We start from the raw sequence: 20,086 nt of genomic DNA, 5'->3' as shown, positions 1-20,086 counted from the left end.
GATCTGGGCGGATGCAGCCCCTTGAGTCGATCCTCACGACTCACGTGCTCCCGTTGTTTTTGACTCGTTCCCGACGATGTCGCGAACGAGCTCCAGGAATCCGATCGCGATTCTGGGCGCATCAGGCAGGTAGACAGCAGTGATCAGCAGCGGCGGGGCTCGAAACGGGCGAAGCACATTGGAAGGGTGTGGTCGATGTGGGTTCCTGATCATCGACGCGGGGACGAATGTGCAGCCAATTCCGATAGCGCTCAAAACGAGCATGGTGGAGCGACTGAACACCAGCGCCCCGATCTTTGGTTCCATGCCCTGCAGACGGAAGGCTTCGCGAATGATGTCGTGGCCGTGCGATGACCACATCGGGTCGCCGAGCAGAAGTTCCTGGTCGGTGAAATCCTGGCAATCGAGCGTGTCTTTCTCCGCGAGCGGATGGCCGCTGCGCATCGCCGCCAGCCAACCGTCGGACCACAACACCTCCGTCAGCAGCGACTCCGACAGGTCGACGACCGGCAGAATCAGGGCCAAGTCGAGCTCCCGTCGCTGGAGCGCCGCTACCAGTGCGGAAGATGAGTCTTCGACCAGGTGCACCTGTGTTGCGGGATACCGCTCCTTGTGTGCGGCAAGAAAATGCGTGAGCCGGTTGGTGACGGCCTCTTCGCACACACCGAGCCGCAGCTCACCGCCTTGGCCACGCGCTGCGCTTGCGGCTTGCGTAATGGCGCTCTCATGCATCTGCAACATTCGTTTGGAAGCTGCCAGATATTCCACACCCGCCGGCGTCAACCGGAAGGTCGCGTTGCCCTCCCGCTCGATCAGCCTTGTACCCAGCTCGCGCTCGATGACTCCGGCGTGAGACTTGAAGTGCGGCCAGGCTGATGGCGCGTCGCCTCTTTCGAGTGCCTGAGCAAACTCGATGAAGTAGTGGAGCTGGCGCAGATTCATGTGGACGAATCCGGTCGTTGCGAGGATGCCAGTCGGAGGCCGACCCTCTCGGAGGCCTCGTTCAACGGGTGATCTGCGGCGGGGGCCGGGGCAACCACGCCGATCTCGAGGCTGGGTGCAAGAAAGGGCACCATGCTCATGCCAGGCAGGTCGAGGAGCCGGAGTGATTCGGGCACGAAGGCAATTCCTCTGCCGGTTGCGGCAAGCACCATCATCGTCGAGCGATGCTTGGCGCGAACGACGCTGGGGGCCGGCATCCCGCTCTGACCGAACGCTTGCTCAATGAGTTGAAGGCCGGCGCCGGGCTCATCCCTTTCCCCGAGGATGAGCGACTCATTGGTCAAATCAGCCGGACTCAGTTGCGAGCGATTTGCGAGGCGATGCCCAGCGGGCAGCACCGCAAGCCAGGACTCGGCCCAACGATGTACGACTTGCAGCCCCTGAAGATCCATCATCAGCGGAACGAAGGCGAGATCGATCACTCCTGCACGGACAAACTGCACGAGCTCTGCGGGCGGCAACTCGACAAACCGCAGCATCAGGTGGTCCAGCTGTGCACACGCGCCAAGCGTGTGCCACACCGGACTCCCAGTGGCTACATCCTCGCAAAGCCCGATCTTGACGACTGCTGTGTGCCCGTTTGCGACATCCAGTGCCGACTGCCGGGCCATGCGCAACTGGACGACCAGTTGCTGGGCTGCAGGCAGGTAGCAAGCGCCTGCAGCGGTCAAACCAACGATGCGGTTCTGATGACGCTGGAGGAGTTCGAAGCCGAGCTCCGTCTCCAGGACCTGGAGTTGCACGCTCACCGCAGGCTGCGTCACACCAAGGCGTTTGGCTGCCAAACGAATGTTCAATTCGGCGGCGACCACAACAAAGGTCTCGAGGCGGCGAAGCTCCATTTGCCATCCAGCAGGCGGGCGGGTCCGCCAGGTTATCGCGTCATAAGAATGCAGATGTTGCCCCCGGACGCCCCCCGCCCATAACCTTCGGCAGCTGGCTTTACCCCATGAGGCCGGCCATTCTAGTAACCACATTCAAGGAACCCAATGAGCCCCAAGGAAATCGTCGAGGCGTGGCACGTCACCTGGCGTACGGACGTGGCCGAAGCAAACAAGCTCTACCTCGCGGAGAACGTCAAGGTGCTGCTTCCGGGCGCGAAGGCCGTCGTCGGTTGGGAGGCGGCAAACGCGCATTTCCTGCGCGTCGCCGCAGGCCTGAATGCCCAGACCCTGATCATGGATCCCGCCTATATCGTTTCGATCAGCGAGGGCAACAAGGTCGCGCGCCGATTCTGGTTGGACATCGAATCGACGGACGGCAGGAAGTGCGAGATGTTCGTCTTCAACTTCTACATCGTCGAAGACGGAAAGATCGTTCATTTCGAGGAGCACTTCGACACCTACGCGCGTGCCGGCAGCACGGACCTGTCCGCGTACCGCAAGGACCATGACCCGAAGGCCTGGATCATCCACTGAGTCCCGCGTCTACCACGTCGAGCACCACGAGGCATTGAAAGCACATGAAGACAGCGCGCAATGAGCAGTCCCCCGGCCTGCAGGCCATGGAAGAGGGTCCGGCGGTGGGAAGCGTCGGACCCGGTGCCGTCGAATTTCGAGGTGTGAGCAAGATCTACGACGGCGTGCCGGCTGTCGAGAACGTGGACCTGAAAATCAACCCCGGGGAGTTCGTTTCGCTCCTCGGACCCAGCGGTTCGGGCAAGTCCACGCTGCTGATGATGTTGGCAGGATTCACGGATGTGACCTCCGGGACCATTCTGGTGGACGGCCAGCGTCTGGACCGGGTCCCTCCGAATCGTCGCAACCAGGGCATCGTGTTTCAGAGTTATGCGCTGTTCCCGCATATGTCGGTCCGGGAAAACGTGGAGTTCCCTCTCAAGGCGCGCGGCGTTGGCGTTGCTGCTGCGAAAAAGCTGGTCGATGCGGCGTTGGATCGGGTGCGCATGTCGACGTTTGCCAATCGGCGACCGGCGCAATTGAGTGGAGGTCAGCAGCAGCGCGTGGCCCTGGCGCGCGCGACCGTCTTCGACCCCCCGCTGATACTGATGGATGAGTCATTGAGTGCGCTTGATCGCAAGCTCCGGGAAGAAATGCGCGTCGAGATCAAGGACCTTCACCTCGAGCTCGGCAAGACGATCATCTACGTGACGCACGACCAGCAGGAAGCGCTCACCATGTCGGATCGCATCGTGGTTTTGCGAAACGGCAAGATCGCCCAGGTTGGCAAGCCGCTGGACGTCTACGAATCGCCCAGCGACTCGTACGTCGCGGGTTTTGTCGGAGATGCCAATTTCATCTCGGGCGTGGTCGGCCTGGCCAGCCGCGGTGTCGTCGATGTCGTCACGCAGTCGACGCGCATGCAAGTGCATTCGGACCTGAAGTGCGCGGAGGGGGACAAGGTTGTAGCCATGGTCCGCCCCGAAGCCATTCAGCTCGGCCCTCGCGGCATGCACGTTGGCGACAGGGAATGCACCACCTTGCCTGGGATCGTCGGGCAGGTTGCATTTCTGGGGGATGCCCACGAGTACCACGTCAAGGTCGACGACCAGGTGATCGTTGCCAAGATTCCTCGCTCTTTCAACAACGTTCTGCACCAGCGGGGTGCCGCGGTCGAAGTGAGCTTTGCCATGGACGATGTCCATCTGTTCAACGCCTGAAGCCCCATCAAGGAGAAGCCCCTCATGAACACCGTTGTCCGTTGGTCAGTGATTGCAATCGCAATTTCCACCCTGGCTGTATCTGCCCAAGCACTCACCGTGGTCGTCGGGGGAGGGCTGCAGGGAGACAGCGCCATCAAGGCCTTCGTCGAACCATTCGAAAAGGAAACCGGCATCAAGGTCAACGTGGTGCGCGACCAGGCGACAACCGCAAGCGTGAAGCTGAAGGCGCAAAGCGGCAACATGGACTTCGACGTGGCGGGCTTCTCCCCGGCGGGAGGGACGATGCTGTCCAGGAGTGCGTTGCTGGAACCTGTCGACTACGCACGCTTCAACAAGGCCGTGATCGACAAATTGAGCCCGGAATCCAGGAAGCCGTGGGGCGTGCAATTCATCTACTACTCCTGGGTCCTGGGGCTGGACGCATCCAGGTATCCCGCCGGCAAGCCTGCACCCGCCAGCTGGACGGATTTCTGGAACGTCGAGAAATTTCCGGGCACCCGCGTGCTGCAGAACGGGGAGCTGGGCAGTCAAGGCCCCTTCGAGGAGGCACTGCTCGCGGACGGCGTGCCCATGGACAAGCTCTATCCGCTCGATGCAGACCGAGCGTTCCGTAGCCTGGACAAGATCAAGCCGCACATCCGCAAATACTGGAAGGTAGGCAGTGAACAGATGCAGATCTTCTCGAGTGGCGGTGCGGCGTTGGGCATGGGCTTCGACGGCCGTTTCACTGCGCTGTCTCAGTCGGGCAAGCCAATGAAGATCGTCTGGAACCAGGCAAAGATGACCGGCCTGTACTGGATCATTCCCAAAGGAGCCAAGAACGTTGGCGAGGCTCACAAGTTCATCGAGTTCACGCTGAATCCCGAGCGCCAGGCAGCGTACGTCACGTTGACCGGCTACAGCCCCGCCAATCCGGATGCGTTCAACTTCATCAGCAAGGAGATGGCGGACACGATGGTGACCAGTCCTCAGAACCGCAAGCACGCCTACATGGTGAATGACGCGTGGTACTCCGAAGTGGGACCCGATGGCAAGAGCAACGGGGAGCGTCTGGCGCAGCGCTGGAATGAATGGATCACGAAGTAATCGCGTTCTCTCGCGGACAACACCATGACGCTATCTCGCACCTCGATGCTTCGCCTGGCGGTAGCTCCTGCCGCCTTGTTGATGATCGGATTCTTCTTCTATCCGCTGCTGCGCATCGCTGGGTTGAGCGTGCACTTACCCGAATTTTCGCTGCGCGAGTACGCAGCGGCGTTCAACCCGATCAACGTTGGCATTGCAGTCAAGACGTTCACCATCGCCGGGACCGTAACGCTTGCCTGCCTCGTGCTCGGTTATGCGCTAGCCGCTTGCCTGGCGCAAACCCGGGGCAGGGTGAAGCAGGTGGTTGCGCTTTGCATCATTGTTCCGTTCCTGACGAGTTTTCTTGTCCGCACTTATGCCTGGGTCGTCCTCCTGGGTGACCAAGGCGTATTGAACGGCGCGCTGCTCGGCATGGGCCTGATCAAGGAACCGTTCGAGTTGCTCTACAGCCGAACCGGCATGTACATCGGCATGATCCACGTCATGCTGCCCCTGATGGTCCTGCCGATCTATTCGGCGATGCAGGCCATTGACCCGATGTTGTGGCGCGCCGCCCGGGGACTTGGCGGCGGCGGGCTGCGAACGTTTCTGACTGTCTATCTACCGCTGACCATGCACGGGGTCCGCAGCGGTTGCATCCTGGTCTTCGTCCTTTCGCTGGGCTTCTACATTACGCCGGCGATGTTGGGCGCTTCGCGCGACGTCATGTTGGGCAACCTGATCGCCACCAACGTGGAAACCACCCTGAATTTCGGCTTCGCCGCCGCGTTGGCTTTGGTGCTGCTGGGGGCAACTTTGGTGATCTACGCCTTCCTGCGTCTCGTCGGCGCGGGAGCCGCTGCACCCGACGGTCGGCGGCCTGCGTTCTCGCGCTGGCTGGGTGACAGGGGTGAAGCAATCGGCGCACGCCTCTTTGGCGGCGGTACACCCGCCGTTGCATGGAGCGGGGCGGGCTGGCGGGCTGGTTCGGGCCGATCAGCGGGGCGGTGGAAGGGCGCGGGCCGCCTTGCTCTGTTCAGCTTCGGGTTCCTGGCCTGCGCCTATCTGGTGGCGCCGAGTGTGATCGTGGCCATCGTTTCATTCAACGATGGCGACAATCTTGCGTTTCCTCCGACCCATTGGTCACTGCGCTGGTTCAGATTCCTGCTCGCCGACGAGCAATGGGCGGCGGCAGCGGTGACGAGCGTGAAGATTGCCTTTGCCAGCACGGTGCTCACGCTGGTTCTCGGAACCGCGGCAGCCTACGGCGTTGCGCGTCTGAACCACAGGAGGGAGGGGCGAGTCATCTACGCGCTGGCTCTGGCACCGATGGTGGTGCCCTCCGTGGTGACCGCGCTGGGCGCATTCGCCGTGTTGTCCGACATCGGCTTGTATGGAACGCTCACGGGCGTCATCACCATGCACGTGTGCCTCAGTATTCCCTTGGTGCTCGTCGTCATGGTGGCGTCCTTCTCGGGCTTCGATCCTCGGCTCGAGATGGCGGCGCAGAGCCTGGGCGCTTCCCGCATCCTCACATTCAGGCGTGTGATGCTGCCGATTCTCGCGCCCGGCCTGATGTCGGCCGCGATGCTGGCGTTCCTGCACTCGTTCGACGACGTGGTCATGACCAGCTTCATCGCCGGGACCAAGGTGGTGACCATTCCCCTCAAGATGTGGGAAAACATCCGCAACCAGGTCGACCCGGCCGTGGCCGCGTTGTCCACGCTGCTCATCCTGCTGCCCTTCATTGCGCTGGTGGTACGCCGAGGCACTCAGGCTGGCGATGTTCGTGCCGGGGCCGCATCAACGCCTGCCTCGGTCGCACACTGAAGCAGCGCCAACTGCGCAGGGCAACTCTTCAAGAGTGCCGCCCAGACATGTCATTTGTCGCAACCCCTTCGGCGCGCTGATTCGCCTGCCGGAGACACAAGCCGGACGCCAGTCGTTTCGGGGGATTTCGGCCGATTCCATCAATTTGAAAAACGGATTAATCGATCTAAACATTCGATTATGCGGATCACGATTCAAAAAATACATTAGCTCTGATGGTCACACCACACATCCGCGCCGAACCCCATGACTCAACTCAATGCCACTCATGATCCGGCGCGTCGCAGCTGGGTGGAAGCTGCGAACCTGCCTGCCCATGACTTCCCCGTGCAGAACTTGCCCTTGGGCGTTTTTGCGACGCCCGATCATCCGCCGCGCGTGGGGGTCGCGATAGGAGATCATCTGCTCGATCTTGCCGAGGCAAACAGGGCCGGGTTCTTCACGGGCGATGCCAGGGAGGCAGCGAACGCCACTGCGAGTGGTTCGCTCAACCAGCTCATGGCGCTGGGTTCAATTGCCAACTCGGCGCTACGCGCGCAAGTGTTCGAGATGCTGGCTGAAGGCGGCGCCCTGTCCGCGCGCGCGCAAGCTCAGGCTGGCAGGTTGTTGCTGCGCAATGACGCAGTGGCGATGCAGTTGCCTTGCACCATCGGAGGCTATACCGACTTCCTCACATCGTTCGATCACTTGTTTCGCGCGCGCCGAAGCACGCACCCCGAAAATCCGGTTCCCGACGCCTTCTTCCACTTGCCGCTTGCCTACAACGGCCGCGCGAGTTCGGTGAGGGCCAGCGGGCACGATGTTGTGCGCCCCAACGGACAGTCCAGGGGCGCTGACGGGACGATGTACTTCGGACCGGCGAAAGCACTGGATTTCGAACTGGAACTCGGTGCGTTCGTCGGGCCGGGAAATGCCCTAAGCCACCCCGTTCCCGTGCATGCGGCGCAGGAGCAACTGTTCGGATACTGCCTGCTCAACGACTGGTCCGCGCGCGACATCCAGCGATGGGAAACGACACCACTGGGCCCTTTCCTGGGCAAGAGCTTTTGCTCGGTCATCTCGCCCTGGGTTGTCTCTGCAGAAGCTCTTGCGCCTTTTCGTGTGCCGGCGCGGGCAAGGACTGCAGATGAGCCCGGCGTCATGCCCCATCTCCACGACTCCGTCGACGCCACACAGGGCGGGCTCGACTTGCAACTCGAGGCGTGGCTGACGAGCGCGAACATGCGATCTGCCGGCTTGCCGCCGTTGAACGTCACTTGGACCAATGCCAAACACCTGTACTGGACCTTCGCGCAGATGGTCGCGCACCACACCTCGAATGGCTGTGATCTCAGGCCGGGCGATCTGATTGGCAGCGGGACCGTATCGGGCCCCGACCTGGCCAGCCGAGGCTGCCTCGCGGAGTTCCAGGAGCCACTGCGTCTGCCGGATGGAACGGCCCGGCAATGGCTGATCGATGGCGATGAGCTCGTCTTCAAAGCGCGTGCCAGCAAGGATGGATACGTGCCGATCGGATTCGGCGAATGCCGATCGCGGATCTTGCCTGCGGCTCCCTGGCCAGCAGCGCGCTAGTTCTCAGAAGTTTCGTTCTCAAATTCAAATTCAAATAGACAGGAGACAAGGATGAAATCAACAGTCGTATTTCTTGCGCTTTTTGCAAGCGCGATTCACGCTGGCGCCCAGAACTATCCGGCGCAACAACCGATCCAGGTGATCGTGCCGTTCTCCGCCGGAGGAGCGGTGGACGGCATGGCGCGAGTTTTCAGCCGGGCGATCGCCACGCAGCTCGGTGCCCAGGTGGTTGTCATCAACAAGGAGGGCGCGGGTGGGACGATCGGCTTCTGGCAGGTCGCCAGAGCGGCACCGACCGGCTACACCCTGGCTTTCGGTCCGTCCACACCGGTGACCAGCGGCTCGATCCTGTTGAAAGGACCCAAGTACGACACGCTGATGCCGGTCTGCCAGACGCATGAAAATGTCATGACGGTGGTCGTCAGCGCCGACTCGCCGATCAAGTCCATTCAGCAGTTGATCCAGATGGCCAAGGCCGATCCGGGAAAGATCGCCTATGGCGCCGCCGGGCAGGGCACTGTGCCGCATCTGTCCGCCGAGCATTTTGCGCAAGCGGCAGGCCTGAAATTCAACGCCATCGCGTATCGCGGAGACAGCCCCATGCTCGTGGACTTGATTGGCGGCGCCATCCAGTTTGGCGTGTCCTCTGCCGCGGCCGCCGGAGCAAACGACAAGCTGCGGGTGCTCGCAGTTTTTGCGGAGCAACGGCAAGACCGCTATCCCGATGCGCCGACCTTCAAGGAATTGGGCATCGCTTCGCTGGCACCGGGCCTGAACGGTCTGTGGGCCCCCAAGGGGACTTCTCCAGCCGTTGTCGAAACACTGGCCAAGGCTTGCGAGGTCGCCGTGCAGTCGAAGGAGTTTCGCGACACCGCCAGGACGCTGTCGCAGCATCCTGCCTATCTCGGCAGCCAGCAATACCTTCAGCGCGTCAGTACCGACTTCCAGGCGCTGGAAAAGGTGATTCGATCGCTCCATCTCAAATCCGAATGACGAATGCCCAACCGGAAAATCACATGAACACGCCCCATCGCTCCATACGCCGGATCGTCACAGGCCATGACGCCGAAGGCCGCTCCTGCATCGCAGAAGACGCTTCAGCACTCAATGTGCGCACCGTGGAGTCCAGGCCGGGGTTTCAGGCAGTCAATCTGTGGTGTACGACGTCGTCGCCAACATCCATCGAAGCCGCGGACGGGTTGAACCACCTGCAGGGCATAGCGCCTCCACCACGAGGAACCGTCTTGAGGATCATCGACCTGCCGCCCGAATCGAAGGACCCGGAGGAAACGCGGCGGCGGATCCAGGCTACGTTCGGCAAGATGTTCGACGATGCGCATCAAGACGATGCCGGGACAAAGAAGCATCCAGGCATGCATCGGACAACAACGGTCGACTACGCGCTGATCCTCGAGGGTGAGGTTGTCGCGGTCCTGGATACGCAGGAAGCCACGCTTCGAGCTGGCGACGTTCTCATCCAGCGCGGCACGAACCATGCGTGGGCCAATCGCTCGGACGCTGTGGCGCGCATCGCTTTCATCCTCATCGACGGGGCCTGAGCCGTCGACCAGACGGATCATGAAAACAGCCCTGGCCGCCGAGGTCACGGCATTTGATTCCGGATGGTTGCACGCTCATGACTGGCGGCACGACGCCCTGAGACGCAGTTGCCCGCTTCCCCGTGAGGTTCCAAGCTGAGTTCGGTGAAGGGAGAGGGTTTGCCTTCTGAATAGCGCAGCACGATTGCAATTGCCGATCCGGCAACTAAGCATTCGAAATATTGCGCTGGTAGCACTAGCGCATCGCCCCTACGATGAATCGCCCCCCATGTCGGATGCATAAAGAACTCGCGCTGAGGAGACTTGTGGGTAGTCGGCGCATATTGAGCCTCCTCCTGCCGATTGCGACAGGGCAGGCCTTTCAAGGAGTCAAAGCACACGATGGTTTTCGGCGACGACAGTTTCGGCTTCGCGTTTTCCTGCAACGACGCGAAGATGTCCATTTGCGTCAGCACCTGGAGCAGGCGCCTGGCCCAGATCGGGCGCGTAGTCGGCCCCATCCTGATCATGTCCGGATCACTTCCGGACCCGGACTACATCTCGCAGATTTTGGGAAAGCGCCCCAGGGACATATTCATCATCGCAAACGCCGATGCCAACAGGGAGGCGAGGATGCTCAAGCTCCGCTTTCCCGATGTACGCATCGCACTGCATCGCAACACTAACGCCAAGGTTGTGCTTGTGGCGCCGGACACAGTCTGGGTTTCCAGTGCTGACTTCGGCAAGACGACGCAGATCGAATCAGTCATCGGCCTGCATTCGAACAACGTGTTCGAAAGAACGCGGGAAACTATTTTCAAGAAAGTGTGGGTGGACGCCAGCGAAATCGCCTGAGATCGACGCCTTGTCGTGCCAGTCCGAACGTGTCCGCGAGTGCACAACTTCGGTAGCGTCTCATCCAGCCGCTTCTTCGCCACCGTTGCCGGGGCCCGGCATGTCAATTTTCTTCAAGACAGGCGTTTTCCGGGCTGCAAGAATGGCTTCATGCGAGAAGACGGACATCGTGAGGAAGTACCGAAGGCCGATGGCCCTCGATCCCGGAATGCGGCCCAGGACGACGCGCGCTTTTTCACTTCCGGATGCATCACAGGCGAGGAGCGAGTGGATTGCCTGACCGCAACTTTCAGGAAGCACCGCTATGCGCTGCATGCGCACGAGACTTTCGTCATCGGGGCGATCACGTCGGGCTGCGGCACCCTGTGGCTTCAGGGCACACGGCAGCGCGCCGGCCCGGGAGACCTGACACTGCTCAACCCGGAGGATGTGCACGATGGGGCGCCACATGACGCCAAGGGCTACAGCTACCGGGTGACTTACCCTTCCGCGTCGCTCGTTCGGGGCCTCGCGGCCGAGATCGCGGGCCGCGAAGTCCAGCCGCATTTCCGATGCCGGGTGATCCGGGACCCCGCCGCGGCCACTCGCCTGGTGGCCGCGCACCGGGCGCTGGAGACGTACGGCTGGTCGCTGGGCACGGAGGAGTCTCTCCTGCTGGCCTATGCCTGCTGCCTCGAACGACATGCCGAGGGCTTCAGCCCCGAAGCCCTGAGAGGGCGGGAGCAACGGCGAGTGTCCAGAATCAAGTCGCTGCTGAACGAGCAAGCCACGTCGAACGACGTGTGCCTGGCCGACCTCGCCGGCGAAGTCGGCGTGAGCCGGTTCCACCTGATCCGCATGTTCCGCAGTGAAGCAGGGACGACACCGCACGCCTATCTGGTTGGCCGCCGCATCGAGGCGGCAAAGCGTCGCTTGCGCCAGGGAGAAGCGCCGATCTCCGTTGCGTCGGCGACCGGCTTTGCGGACCAGGCCCACTTGACGCGCGTCTTCAAGGCCAGAGTGGGCGTGACCCCCGGCGCCTACAGGGACGGGGTGTCGAAATGAGGCAGCCCGAGGGCCCCGCGTCTTCGCTGGCCACCGCCGCCGAAGGCGCAAAGGACATCCTGCCTGCAGTGATGGTCGCGGTTCCGATCGGTCTGCTGCTCGGCGCCCTGTGCAGGTCCAAGGGCATTCCGGCGGCGGAGGCCGGATGGATGTCCCTCCTCGTCAACGCGGGCGCATCGCAGTTTGCGGCAGTGCAACTGTGGGCGAACGACGGGCCAAGGCTGGGGCCCATCCTGCTGTCCACTTTGCTGATCAATGTGCGCCACGCGCTGATGAGCCTGACCCTCGTTCCCAAGCTGGCGAAGGCCGGCATGACGCGCCTGCGCATGCTCGTCGCGCTGGCCTTTCTCACCGATCCGACGTGGGGATTCGCAGAGCAGCGTGCGCGCGCGGGCCTGCCCGTCACCTGGCCCTATTGGATGGGCCTGGCGCTCACCTTCACGGCGGCGTGGACTGGTGCGACCATTGCCGGCGCGTGGCTGGGCGCCTATCTCGGGGATCCGCGGCAGATCGGCGCGGACTTCGCGCTGGCGGCATTGTTCATCGGCATGACGGCCAGGTTCTGGGCGGGGTGGCGGCGCACCGGTCTTGCCATTGCCGCCAGTGGCCTGTCGTCGGCAGCCGTGTTCCATACCCTCGGTGCACCGTGGCACGTGATTGCCGGTGCCGTGGCCGGCATTGCGGCGGCGTACTTCACGGCGCAGCCGGAGGAACCTCGGGAGCAGAAGTTCGCATGACGTTCCACGTGACAACACTCGAGGCGATTGTTGCGATGGCCGTCGTCACCTATCTCACGCGAGTCGTCGGCATGCTGGTGATGCGTTGGGATCGATTCTCCGTCCGGGGCCGGGCGAAAGCGGCCCTGGATGCCATTCCGCCAGTCATGTTCGTGACGATCATCGCTCCGACCCTGCTTGTCACCGGCTGGCCTGAAACGTTGGCGGGCTTGCTGGCGGCTGCGGCCTCGGTCCGCCTTCCGCTCCTGGGGACGATCCTTGTGGGCGTCGTTGCGGTGGCTGTGTTGCGTCTTGGCCTTGGCGTGCCAGGTGTTCCATGAGCGAGGGCGTGATGAGTCCGGCCGTACTCTCCTTTCTGACATCGAACAATACGATCTTCACCGTTCATGAGCATGGCCCTGTGGTCACGTTCCGGGAGGCGCAGTTATCGCTTCCCTTCGATCCCGACGCGATGGTCAAGAGCCTTGCCTTCCGTCTCCCGGGTGACCGATATGCGATTGCTGCGATGCGGGCGGCCGAGCGCGCGGATTACAAGAAGATCGCTGACGCGCTTGGCGTGAAGAGAGCCGACCTCCAGATGGCGACGGATGCGGAACTGGTGCAGGCCCTGGCGATGGTTCCGGGAGGAGTAGCCCCCTTGCCAATCAACAACGCGCAGGTGGTGATAGACCTCGGAGTTACGGCGATGGAAACGATCTATTGCGGCACTGGGCGCAATGATTCGACGCTGGAGATCCGCAGCGCCGAACTCCTCCGGGTAAATCGTGGTGCGCTGCGTGACCTCGTAAAGCGGTGATCGTCTGCAGACGACACGATCCGAAAGTCTCGTAGCGGCACGAGACCTCGGCGCACACGAAATCGCTGCGTGCCCAAGCTCTCAGCCTTGAACTGGACGGCGTGAGAACGTGAGGGAGTCCAAAGAACATCACGGCACTCACGATCGGCAAGCGAAGACCATCATTCGCCAGACTTGGGTAGCCGCTGCGGGCACCCGCGCCGCACCAGGAACCGATGATTCCTGGCGCGGCGTCCCTTTACCACTTCATGCGCAGCCCGATCGAGCCCTGCAGGGAGGTCTTCACATCCGTCGCGCCGCCCGAGGCCCACAGCTTGCCGATTTCGCCGTAGATGCTGGTGGTCTGGTTCAGCGCCAGGGTGAGACCCCCGGCCAGTTCGCTGACAGTGGAGCCGGTGCGGCTCGTGATGTCAGTCGTGGCGGCAGGTCCGATGAAGCGGGCGACGTCGGCGCCGCCGCTCGCCTTGTAGACGTTGAAGCGGCCATACGGCTGCAGCATGCCAAGGCTCGTAGCGATCTCGCCCTTCACGCGCACGCCGACGCGCGCGATCCAGCCGTCGTCGCTGTCTTGCCGCACGTTCGCACCGGAGATCGCGATGTCGTCCAGGCTGATGTGCTGGCGAATCAGCTGAAGTTGCGGCTCGATCTTCCAGCCGCTGTCGCCCATTGCGAATGCCTGGCCCACTTCGATGGATGCCGTCAGGCTGTCGCCCTTGCCCGAGCTGCGCTGAGTCGACAGGGGTTCGACGGTGTAACGGTGCCGCCCGGCCTGCAGCACGGCGTCGGCGTAGAAGCCCGAATCGGCGGTCCAGGTGCCGTAGGCGCCCAGGTACTGGCTGCGCAGGTCGTTGGAACCGACGGCCAGGTTGGCGATGCCGCTCGCGAAGCCGCTGACCCTGACGCTGCCGTCGAGCTGGCCGACGTACACGCCGGCGCGCCAGTTCGATGTGGCGAACAGATCGGTGCCGGCCTGGAAGCCCTTGACGTTGCCCTTGCTGTGCGGGTCGACGGTGCCTTGCTGGCGGATGTCGATGTCGGTGGCGATCACGCGGCCCCAGGCGCGGCGCTCGGTGTCGGTCGATGCGGCGGCGCCTGCCTTGACATCGTCGTCGCCGATGCGTTGATGCAGGTTGCCGATCATGGCCAGGTCCGCCTGGCGCACCTGGCTGGGCAGCGCGGAGAGCAACGGCACTTCGGCGCGGTAGGCCGGCACTTGCACGGCGCTCGTGCCTGCACCGCCCGTTGTGCCGCCTGTCGATCCGCCAGTGCCTGCGGTTGCCGTGGTGGTCGATCGCAGGTACCAGTTCTCGCCGGTGCCGCTGGCGTCGGCGGCATACAGGCGGTACTCGTAGGCACCCGCATCCACGTGGCCGCCCGCGAGCGAGAACGCGTCCTTGGTGGTCTGCGCGGTGGTGGTGGCGCCGTTGAGCGCCGAGACCACTTCGATGCCGTTGCCCACGGTCAGTGCGCCCAGGCCACCGAGCTGGGTGATCTGCACGCTGGTCCTGCCGCTGGCCGAGGCGCTTGCACCGTTGAGCACCAGCCGGTCGCTCACGCTGGTGCTGTCGCCCAGGAAGGTGCCCAGCCGCAGCACGCCGTTGTTGCCCACATAGGCGCCGTTGACGGTGAGGGTGGTGCCTGGTGTGGTGCCTACCAATGTGACAGTGCCGCTGTTGGCGAGCGAGGCAACCGTCTGGCTGAAGCCTGCAAGGTCGAGCGTGGCACCGCTTCGCACGGTGTGCGCCGAGGCTGCGCTGAAGGTGTCGGCGACGCCGGCCTTCAGGGTGCCTTCGGCCACATCGGTCGCGCCGGTATAGCTGTTGGAGCCCGAGAGCGTGAGGGTGCCGCTGCCGATCTTGGTGATGAAGCCGCCGCCGGTGATGTTGCCGCTGAGCGTGGCGCTGAAGCTGCCGGTGTCGATCACCGGGTCGTTGTTGCCGGTCAGCACCACGGCGTTGGCGAGGTTCAGGCCGTCGGCCGCGAAGCCGAGCGTGGTGCCGTCGTCCATCGCCAGCGTGCCGGTGCCCAGCGCCAGGTTGTTGCCGACGTTCAGCCGGCCTTGCTTGAGCGCGGTGCCGCCGCCGTAGCTGTTGGCCGCTGTGAGCGTCGTGGTGCCGGCGCCTTCCTTGACGAGCGAGCCGGTGCCGCTGATCGTGCCCGACAGCGTGAGCGCGTCCGAGCGGTTGATGACCAGCGTCGCGTTGTTCAGGACGTTGCCCACGATGCTGCCCGTGGTGCCGCCGTTGCCGAGTTGCAGCGTGCCGGCACTGATGACGGTGCCGCCCTCGTAGCTGTTGTCGGCGGTGAGGATCGTCGTGCCCGTGCCGGCCTGCACAAGCGCGCCGGAACCGCTGATGGTGCCCGACAGCGTCAACGCGTTCGAGCGCTGGATGGTCAACGTCGCGTTGTCGACGATGTCGCCTTTTACCGAGCCGGTGGTGCCGCCGCTGCCGAGTTGCAGCACACCGGCGCTGATCGTGGTGGTGCCGGTGAAGGCCTGGTCCTGCGTCAGCGTGAGCGTGCCCGCACCGGTCTTCTCGATGCCGCCCGTGCCGCTCACGAGGCCGGCGTAGGTCGCGTTGTCGGGCTGGGCGAAACGCACCAGCCCGTTGTCGGTGATTGCTGCCGGCGCGAATTGCGCGCTGCTCTGCAACACGCCGCCCGAACCGACGGTCATGCTGCCTGTGTAGGTGCTGGCATCGGCGCCCAGGATCAGGGTGCCGCCATTGACGGTCGCGCTGGTGATGCCCGAGGACGGCAGCGCCACGTTGAAGGTCCAGACCCCGGCATTGCTCTGCAGCGTCTGGAACCCGGCCAGGGAAAGCGGTGCAAACGTCGAGGCGCCGCCGTCTTCGCTTTCGAGCGTGAGAAGGTTGGCGCCGCCTCCGCCGCTGATGTTGCCGGTGATCGAGGAGCCCGTGTAGGCATGCAGCGCATCGTTGCCGTTTGCGAAGTTGAGCGACCCGATGACGCTGCCCTTGTTGGTGAAATCGACAGCAGAGGTGCCGTTGGCACCGAACACCGTGGCGGTGCCGGGGTTGGTGCTGCCCGATACATAGCCCGCCTCCATCGTGCCGGTGTTGACGATGGTGTTGTTGCCGGAGTTCGCCTGGAACCAGATCGCCGCATGGGTCGATCGCACGGTTCCGTGATTGATGATCGTGTTGCCGCTGCCGACGGGATTGATGGCCTCCGAATTGGTTGCGCTTCCATTCGCGAAGACGTTGGCGCCTTGCTCGATGGTGATGGTGCTGTTGCTGTTGAACTCGATGGTGTTGGCGCCGATGCCGCCTGGGTACGGGCTGTTTCCGTTGGTGGAGCTGTTCTGCACCGTGGCGCCGTTGCGAATCGTGATGGTGGCATTGTTGCCAAGGCTGATCGCGGAGTTGTTGACTGTGTCGATCAATGCACCCGACTGGACATCCACAGAGGTGTTGGCAGCCGTGGTCGGTCCCGTCCCGACGGTCGTGCCCTGCGTTCCTCCTGCCGAACTGCAGGCGATGGCCGCACCCGTGGCCACACAATCCGCCGCGGCCGGCATTGACACCGTGGCCAGAGCCAGTGTCACCGCTGCGCCTGCCGCGCTCACAGTGGCGCGAGCTTTCGCATGACCACGACTCAACTCCGAAACTACGGTCCATGCTGCGAGAGCATCGTTCCAAACAATGCCAAATACTTTGTTCATGATGTTCCTGGTTGATTCCGCCGCCGCGGAGTAGCGACACAATCCAAGCCAAGATCAGGCAGAACGGCCCTTGCCGCACAAGCCCTCAGCACTGGAGCGTCTAGCGTGAGGGCGCGAGCATATGTAACAAGCGGTCGCTCGGGGGCGATGCTTTGTTAACTCTAGTTAACTTTTATTAACTAGTTCACACATATAACGGGATTTCGCTTCAAAACCTTGTTGCCTGGGCCCGACGGGGCTTGGAGGACGACGTCGATCATGGTCCTCAATACAACCCCGTCAGACGGAGCGGAAACAGGCGAAGGCCGACACACCAACCGACGTGAACATCATTGCGCGTGTGCGGCAACTGATACCACGGCACGCAGACCGAGCAGGTAGCTGTCCACGCCAAAGCCGCAGATCTGTCCTTTCACGATCTCGGCGAACACCGAGTGATGGCGAAACGTCTCGCGCGCATGGATGTTCGACATGTGCAACTCGACCACAGGCACGGTGAGGATCGCCAGTGCGTCGCGAATGCCGTAGCTGTAGTGCGTCCATGCACCCGCGTTGATGAGCACCGCATCCACGCCCTCGGTGAAGCCGCGGTGGATGCGCTCGCACATCGCGCCTTCGCTGTTGGTCTGGAAGCTCTCGACCTCGGTGCCGAGCTCCTTGCCAAGTGCCTGCAACTGCGCGTCGATCTCGGCCAGCGTCACCGTGCCGTACTGCTTCGGGTCGCGCTTGCCGAACATGTTGTGGTTGATGCCGTGCAGCATGAGGATCTTCATGGGGGTCGTCTCCTGGTCGTCGGGTCAGACCAAGGGAATGGTCATGCGGTCGATGAGGCTGCGCGTGTCGGGCCGCACGCCGCGCCACCACAGGAAGGCTTCCGCAGCCTGTTCCACGAGCATGCCGACGCCGTCGGCCAGCTTCGGCACGCCGGCGTTCTGCGCCAGGCGCAGGAAGGGCGTCAGGCCCTTGCCGTAGGCGAGCTCGTAGGCCAGCTTCGCACCCTGCAGTGCCTGCGCGGGCAGGGGCGGCAATTCGGCCCTGAGGCTCGCGGAGGTGCCGTTGATGACGATGTCGAATCGCTCGCCTGCCAGATCGCCGTAGCCGCAGCCTTGCACGCGGCCGTGCCCGGCGAACTGTTTCGCCAGGTCGACGGCCTTGGCCTGCGTGCGGTTCGCCAGCACCACCACGGCCGGTTTTTGCGCGAGAAACGGCTGCAGTGCGCCACGCACCGCACCGCCCGCGCCGATCACCAGCACGCGCGCGCCCTTGAGCGGGAAGCCCAGGTTGCGCTGGATGTCGTTGGTCAGTCCTACGCCGTCGAAGTTGTCGGCAAGGATGCGGTCGCCTTCGAACTTGAGCGCGTTGGTGGCGCCGGCGAGTTCCGCGCGTTCGAGCCGCTCGGTGGCCAGTGCATAGGCCTGCAGCTTGAACGGTGCGGTGACGTTCATTCCGCGCCCGCCCGCCTTGCGGAATGCGTGCACGTCGTCGGTGAAGCGCTCCAGCGAGCCTTCGATCGCGCTGTAGTCGATGTCCTGGCCGGTCGCTTGCGCGAAGCTGCCGTGGATCATCGGCGACTTGGTGTGTCCTATCGGGTTGCCGATCACGGCGTACTTGTCGGTCATGGCTGTTTCCTTACTTGCTGTAGAGCACGCCATCGGCTTGCATGTCTGCGATCTGTGCGGCGTCGAAGCCGAGGCTCGCCGCGATTTCCGCGTTGTGCTCGCCCAGTTCGGGCGCCACCTGCGTGATCGAGGTGTCGCAACCCGACATGTGGAAGGGCAGGTTCGGCAGGCGGATTTTTCCGAGCACCGGGTGCTCCTGCTCGATCACCATGCCGCGCGCACGGATCTGCGGATCGGCCAGTACTTCGTCGATGCGTTGAACCTTGGCTGCAGGCACGTCGATGCCGTCCAGCATCTTCAGCACCTGCGCGACCGGGTGCGCCGCCACCCACGGCTTCACCACTTCGAGGATCTCGGCGCGATGGGCATTGCGCCCGGCCGAAGCGTGCAGCCGCGTGTCGCTGCCGAACCCCGCAGGGCCGCCGTTCTGTTCGACCAGCGCGGCAAAGCGCTTCCACGCGTCGTCCACCTGCGCGGCGATCACGAGGTTGCCGTCCTGCGCGCGGAACACGCCGTAGAGCGTGGAATTGGGCATGTCGTGCCCGGTCTGCACCGGCACCTCTTGGCCATTGGAAAGCGTGTAGCACTGCACCGCGTACTCGTGCATGGACACCAGCGTGTCGTACAGCGCCATGTCGATGTGCTGTCCGCGGCCAGACTTCACCCGCCCCAGCAGCGCGGCGTTGATTGCGGCGACCGCGTGGATGCCGGTGTACATGTCGCCGAGCGAGATGCGCAGCAGCGGCGGTGCTTCGCCCGGGTTGCCGACCATCTGCATGATGCCGCTCTTGGCTTCCGCGATGAGGCCGAAGCCGGCGCGGTGCGAGTCGGGGCCGGTGTGGCCGTAGGCCGAGATCGAGCAGTACACCAGGCCGGGGTTGGTCTCGGCGAGTTCGGCATAGCCCAGGCCCAGCTTGTCGAGCGCGCCGGGGCGGTAGTTCTCGACGAACACGTCGGCGCTGTCGACCAGCTTTTTCATCAGTGCCCGGCCGCGTGGGTCCTTCGTGTTCACGCTGAGGCCCTTCTTGCCCATGTTCTGCTGCAGGAAATAGCCGCTGTGGTCGCCGACGAACCACGCATGCTGACGCCCTGCATCGCCCGTGCCGGGGCGCTCGACCTTGATGACTTCCGCGCCTAGCGCGGCGAGGCAGCGGCCGACATAGGGCCCGGCCAGGAAGTGGCTGTAGTCGACGACGCGGAAGCCGGCCAGCGGCAGCGCTTGTTTTGGCGACGTGCTCATGCCGGCTTCCTCGGCACCATCACGCGGTGCTCGCCCTTTTGCACGACCTCGTCGCGCTGGTTGATGAGCTCGGACGGCAGCACGAGGATGCCCCAGCCCGGCTTGCTCTTCGATTCACGCTTGCTGCCGACGTGGAATTTCACGCGCACCGTGTCGCCGAGCTTGATGGGGGCTACAAAGCTCCATTCCCAGCCGAGCGACATGCCCGGCATGAAGCGCATGTCGCTCTTCGTCTTGAGCCCGTCGGCCACCGACAGGCCGAACAGTCCGTGCGCCACGCGGGTGCCGAAGGGCGTGGTGCGCGCATAGGCTTCGTCGGTGTGAACGGGGGTGTGGTCGCCGGTGAGGTCTGCATACGCCATCACGCGGGCTTCTGTCACTTCATAGGGCGGGCTGATGCACTCCTGGCCGACGACGGCGTCGTCCCAGTACTTGTCTTCGATGGTCAAGGCGGTCATTGGTGTGTGTCTCTGTATTGGGAGA

Annotated in this window: 19 protein-coding genes; 12 read left to right on the top strand and 7 right to left on the bottom strand. The window is 63.4% G+C overall.

Annotated elements, in window-relative coordinates:
- Window positions 1-33 precede the first annotated feature (33 nt).
- Together ACSFCA_RS09775 and ACSFCA_RS09770 are read right to left on the bottom strand one after the other, a co-directional pair.
- The gene (locus ACSFCA_RS09775) at window positions 34-942 is read right to left on the bottom strand and encodes a LysR family substrate-binding domain-containing protein (RefSeq protein WP_435459122.1); all 909 of its coding nucleotides are present in this window, start codon (window positions 940-942) and stop codon (window positions 34-36) included.
- Complete coding sequence (locus ACSFCA_RS09770; protein WP_258352898.1) at window positions 939-1,844, bottom strand: LysR family transcriptional regulator; 906 nt, start codon at window positions 1,842-1,844, stop codon at window positions 939-941. Before ACSFCA_RS09770 ends, ACSFCA_RS09775 begins: the two co-directional genes overlap by 4 nt.
- Window positions 1,845-1,991: 147 nt before the next feature.
- Here ACSFCA_RS09770 and ACSFCA_RS09765 point away from each other — a divergent pair, with 147 nt between their 5' ends.
- From ACSFCA_RS09765 to ACSFCA_RS09710, 12 genes are all read left to right on the top strand, one after another.
- Window positions 1,992-2,420 carry a nuclear transport factor 2 family protein gene (locus ACSFCA_RS09765; protein WP_258352899.1) on the top strand — a complete coding sequence of 143 codons (429 nt, stop codon included), beginning with the start codon at window positions 1,992-1,994 and terminating at the stop codon, window positions 2,418-2,420.
- Between the two features lie 44 nt (window positions 2,421-2,464).
- On the top strand, window positions 2,465-3,619 hold the full coding sequence (locus ACSFCA_RS09760; protein WP_258352900.1) for an ABC transporter ATP-binding protein: 1,155 nt from the start codon (window positions 2,465-2,467) through the stop codon (window positions 3,617-3,619).
- A 24-nt stretch (window positions 3,620-3,643) separates the two neighbouring features.
- Complete coding sequence (locus ACSFCA_RS09755; RefSeq protein ID WP_435459123.1) at window positions 3,644-4,708, top strand: ABC transporter substrate-binding protein; 1,065 nt, start codon at window positions 3,644-3,646, stop codon at window positions 4,706-4,708.
- Between the two features lie 24 nt (window positions 4,709-4,732).
- The gene (locus tag ACSFCA_RS09750; protein WP_435459124.1) at window positions 4,733-6,517 is read left to right on the top strand and encodes an ABC transporter permease subunit; all 1,785 of its coding nucleotides are present in this window, start codon (window positions 4,733-4,735) and stop codon (window positions 6,515-6,517) included.
- A 246-nt stretch (window positions 6,518-6,763) separates the two neighbouring features.
- Window positions 6,764-8,089, top strand: coding sequence for a fumarylacetoacetase (gene fahA, locus ACSFCA_RS09745; RefSeq protein ID WP_435459125.1), 1,326 nt, complete (start codon window positions 6,764-6,766; stop codon window positions 8,087-8,089).
- 51 nt (window positions 8,090-8,140) lie between these two features.
- Window positions 8,141-9,082, top strand: a complete 942-nt coding sequence (locus ACSFCA_RS09740; protein ID WP_258352904.1) for a Bug family tripartite tricarboxylate transporter substrate binding protein — start codon at window positions 8,141-8,143, stop codon at window positions 9,080-9,082.
- 23 nt (window positions 9,083-9,105) lie between these two features.
- Window positions 9,106-9,648: a cupin domain-containing protein gene (locus ACSFCA_RS09735; protein ID WP_258352905.1), complete on the top strand. Its 543-nt coding sequence runs from the start codon at window positions 9,106-9,108 to the stop codon at window positions 9,646-9,648.
- A 381-nt stretch (window positions 9,649-10,029) separates the two neighbouring features.
- The gene (locus ACSFCA_RS09730; protein ID WP_435459126.1) at window positions 10,030-10,482 is read left to right on the top strand and encodes a hypothetical protein; all 453 of its coding nucleotides are present in this window, start codon (window positions 10,030-10,032) and stop codon (window positions 10,480-10,482) included.
- A 39-nt stretch (window positions 10,483-10,521) separates the two neighbouring features.
- Window positions 10,522-11,526, top strand: a complete 1,005-nt coding sequence (locus ACSFCA_RS09725) for an AraC family transcriptional regulator (protein WP_435459127.1) — start codon at window positions 10,522-10,524, stop codon at window positions 11,524-11,526.
- Entirely contained in the window at window positions 11,523-12,263 is a 741-nt protein-coding gene (locus ACSFCA_RS09720) for an AzlC family ABC transporter permease (RefSeq protein ID WP_435459128.1), read from the top strand. The genes ACSFCA_RS09725 and ACSFCA_RS09720 overlap by 4 nt, the downstream gene beginning before the upstream one ends.
- Entirely contained in the window at window positions 12,260-12,583 is a 324-nt protein-coding gene (locus tag ACSFCA_RS09715; RefSeq protein WP_435459129.1) for an AzlD family protein, read from the top strand. The genes ACSFCA_RS09720 and ACSFCA_RS09715 overlap by 4 nt, the downstream gene beginning before the upstream one ends.
- Window positions 12,580-13,059, top strand: coding sequence for a YbaK/EbsC family protein (locus tag ACSFCA_RS09710; protein ID WP_435459130.1), 480 nt, complete (start codon window positions 12,580-12,582; stop codon window positions 13,057-13,059). Before ACSFCA_RS09715 ends, ACSFCA_RS09710 begins: the two co-directional genes overlap by 4 nt.
- Before the next feature lie 238 nt (window positions 13,060-13,297).
- Here ACSFCA_RS09710 and ACSFCA_RS09705 read toward each other — a convergent pair whose 3' ends face one another.
- The 5 genes from ACSFCA_RS09705 to ACSFCA_RS09685 all read right to left on the bottom strand — a co-directional run bounded on the left by ACSFCA_RS09705 (window position 13,298) and on the right by ACSFCA_RS09685 (window position 20,052).
- On the bottom strand, window positions 13,298-16,744 hold the full coding sequence (locus ACSFCA_RS09705) for an autotransporter outer membrane beta-barrel domain-containing protein (protein WP_435459131.1): 3,447 nt from the start codon (window positions 16,742-16,744) through the stop codon (window positions 13,298-13,300).
- A gap of 329 nt (window positions 16,745-17,073) precedes the next feature.
- Window positions 17,074-17,517, bottom strand: coding sequence for a type II 3-dehydroquinate dehydratase (aroQ, locus tag ACSFCA_RS09700; RefSeq protein ID WP_435459132.1), 444 nt, complete (start codon window positions 17,515-17,517; stop codon window positions 17,074-17,076).
- A 24-nt stretch (window positions 17,518-17,541) separates the two neighbouring features.
- Complete coding sequence (aroE, locus tag ACSFCA_RS09695) at window positions 17,542-18,363, bottom strand: shikimate dehydrogenase (RefSeq protein ID WP_435459133.1); 822 nt, start codon at window positions 18,361-18,363, stop codon at window positions 17,542-17,544.
- Between the two features lie 10 nt (window positions 18,364-18,373).
- Complete coding sequence (locus ACSFCA_RS09690; RefSeq protein WP_435459134.1) at window positions 18,374-19,603, bottom strand: CaiB/BaiF CoA transferase family protein; 1,230 nt, start codon at window positions 19,601-19,603, stop codon at window positions 18,374-18,376.
- The gene (locus ACSFCA_RS09685) at window positions 19,600-20,052 is read right to left on the bottom strand and encodes a MaoC family dehydratase (RefSeq protein WP_258355227.1); all 453 of its coding nucleotides are present in this window, start codon (window positions 20,050-20,052) and stop codon (window positions 19,600-19,602) included. The genes ACSFCA_RS09690 and ACSFCA_RS09685 overlap by 4 nt, the downstream gene beginning before the upstream one ends.
- Window positions 20,053-20,086 lie beyond the last annotated feature (34 nt).

Source organism: Variovorax multivorans (genome assembly GCF_051216835.1).
Classification (GTDB): Bacteria; Pseudomonadota; Gammaproteobacteria; order Burkholderiales; family Burkholderiaceae_C; genus Variovorax.
This window is presented reverse-complemented; position numbering and strand designations above follow the sequence as displayed.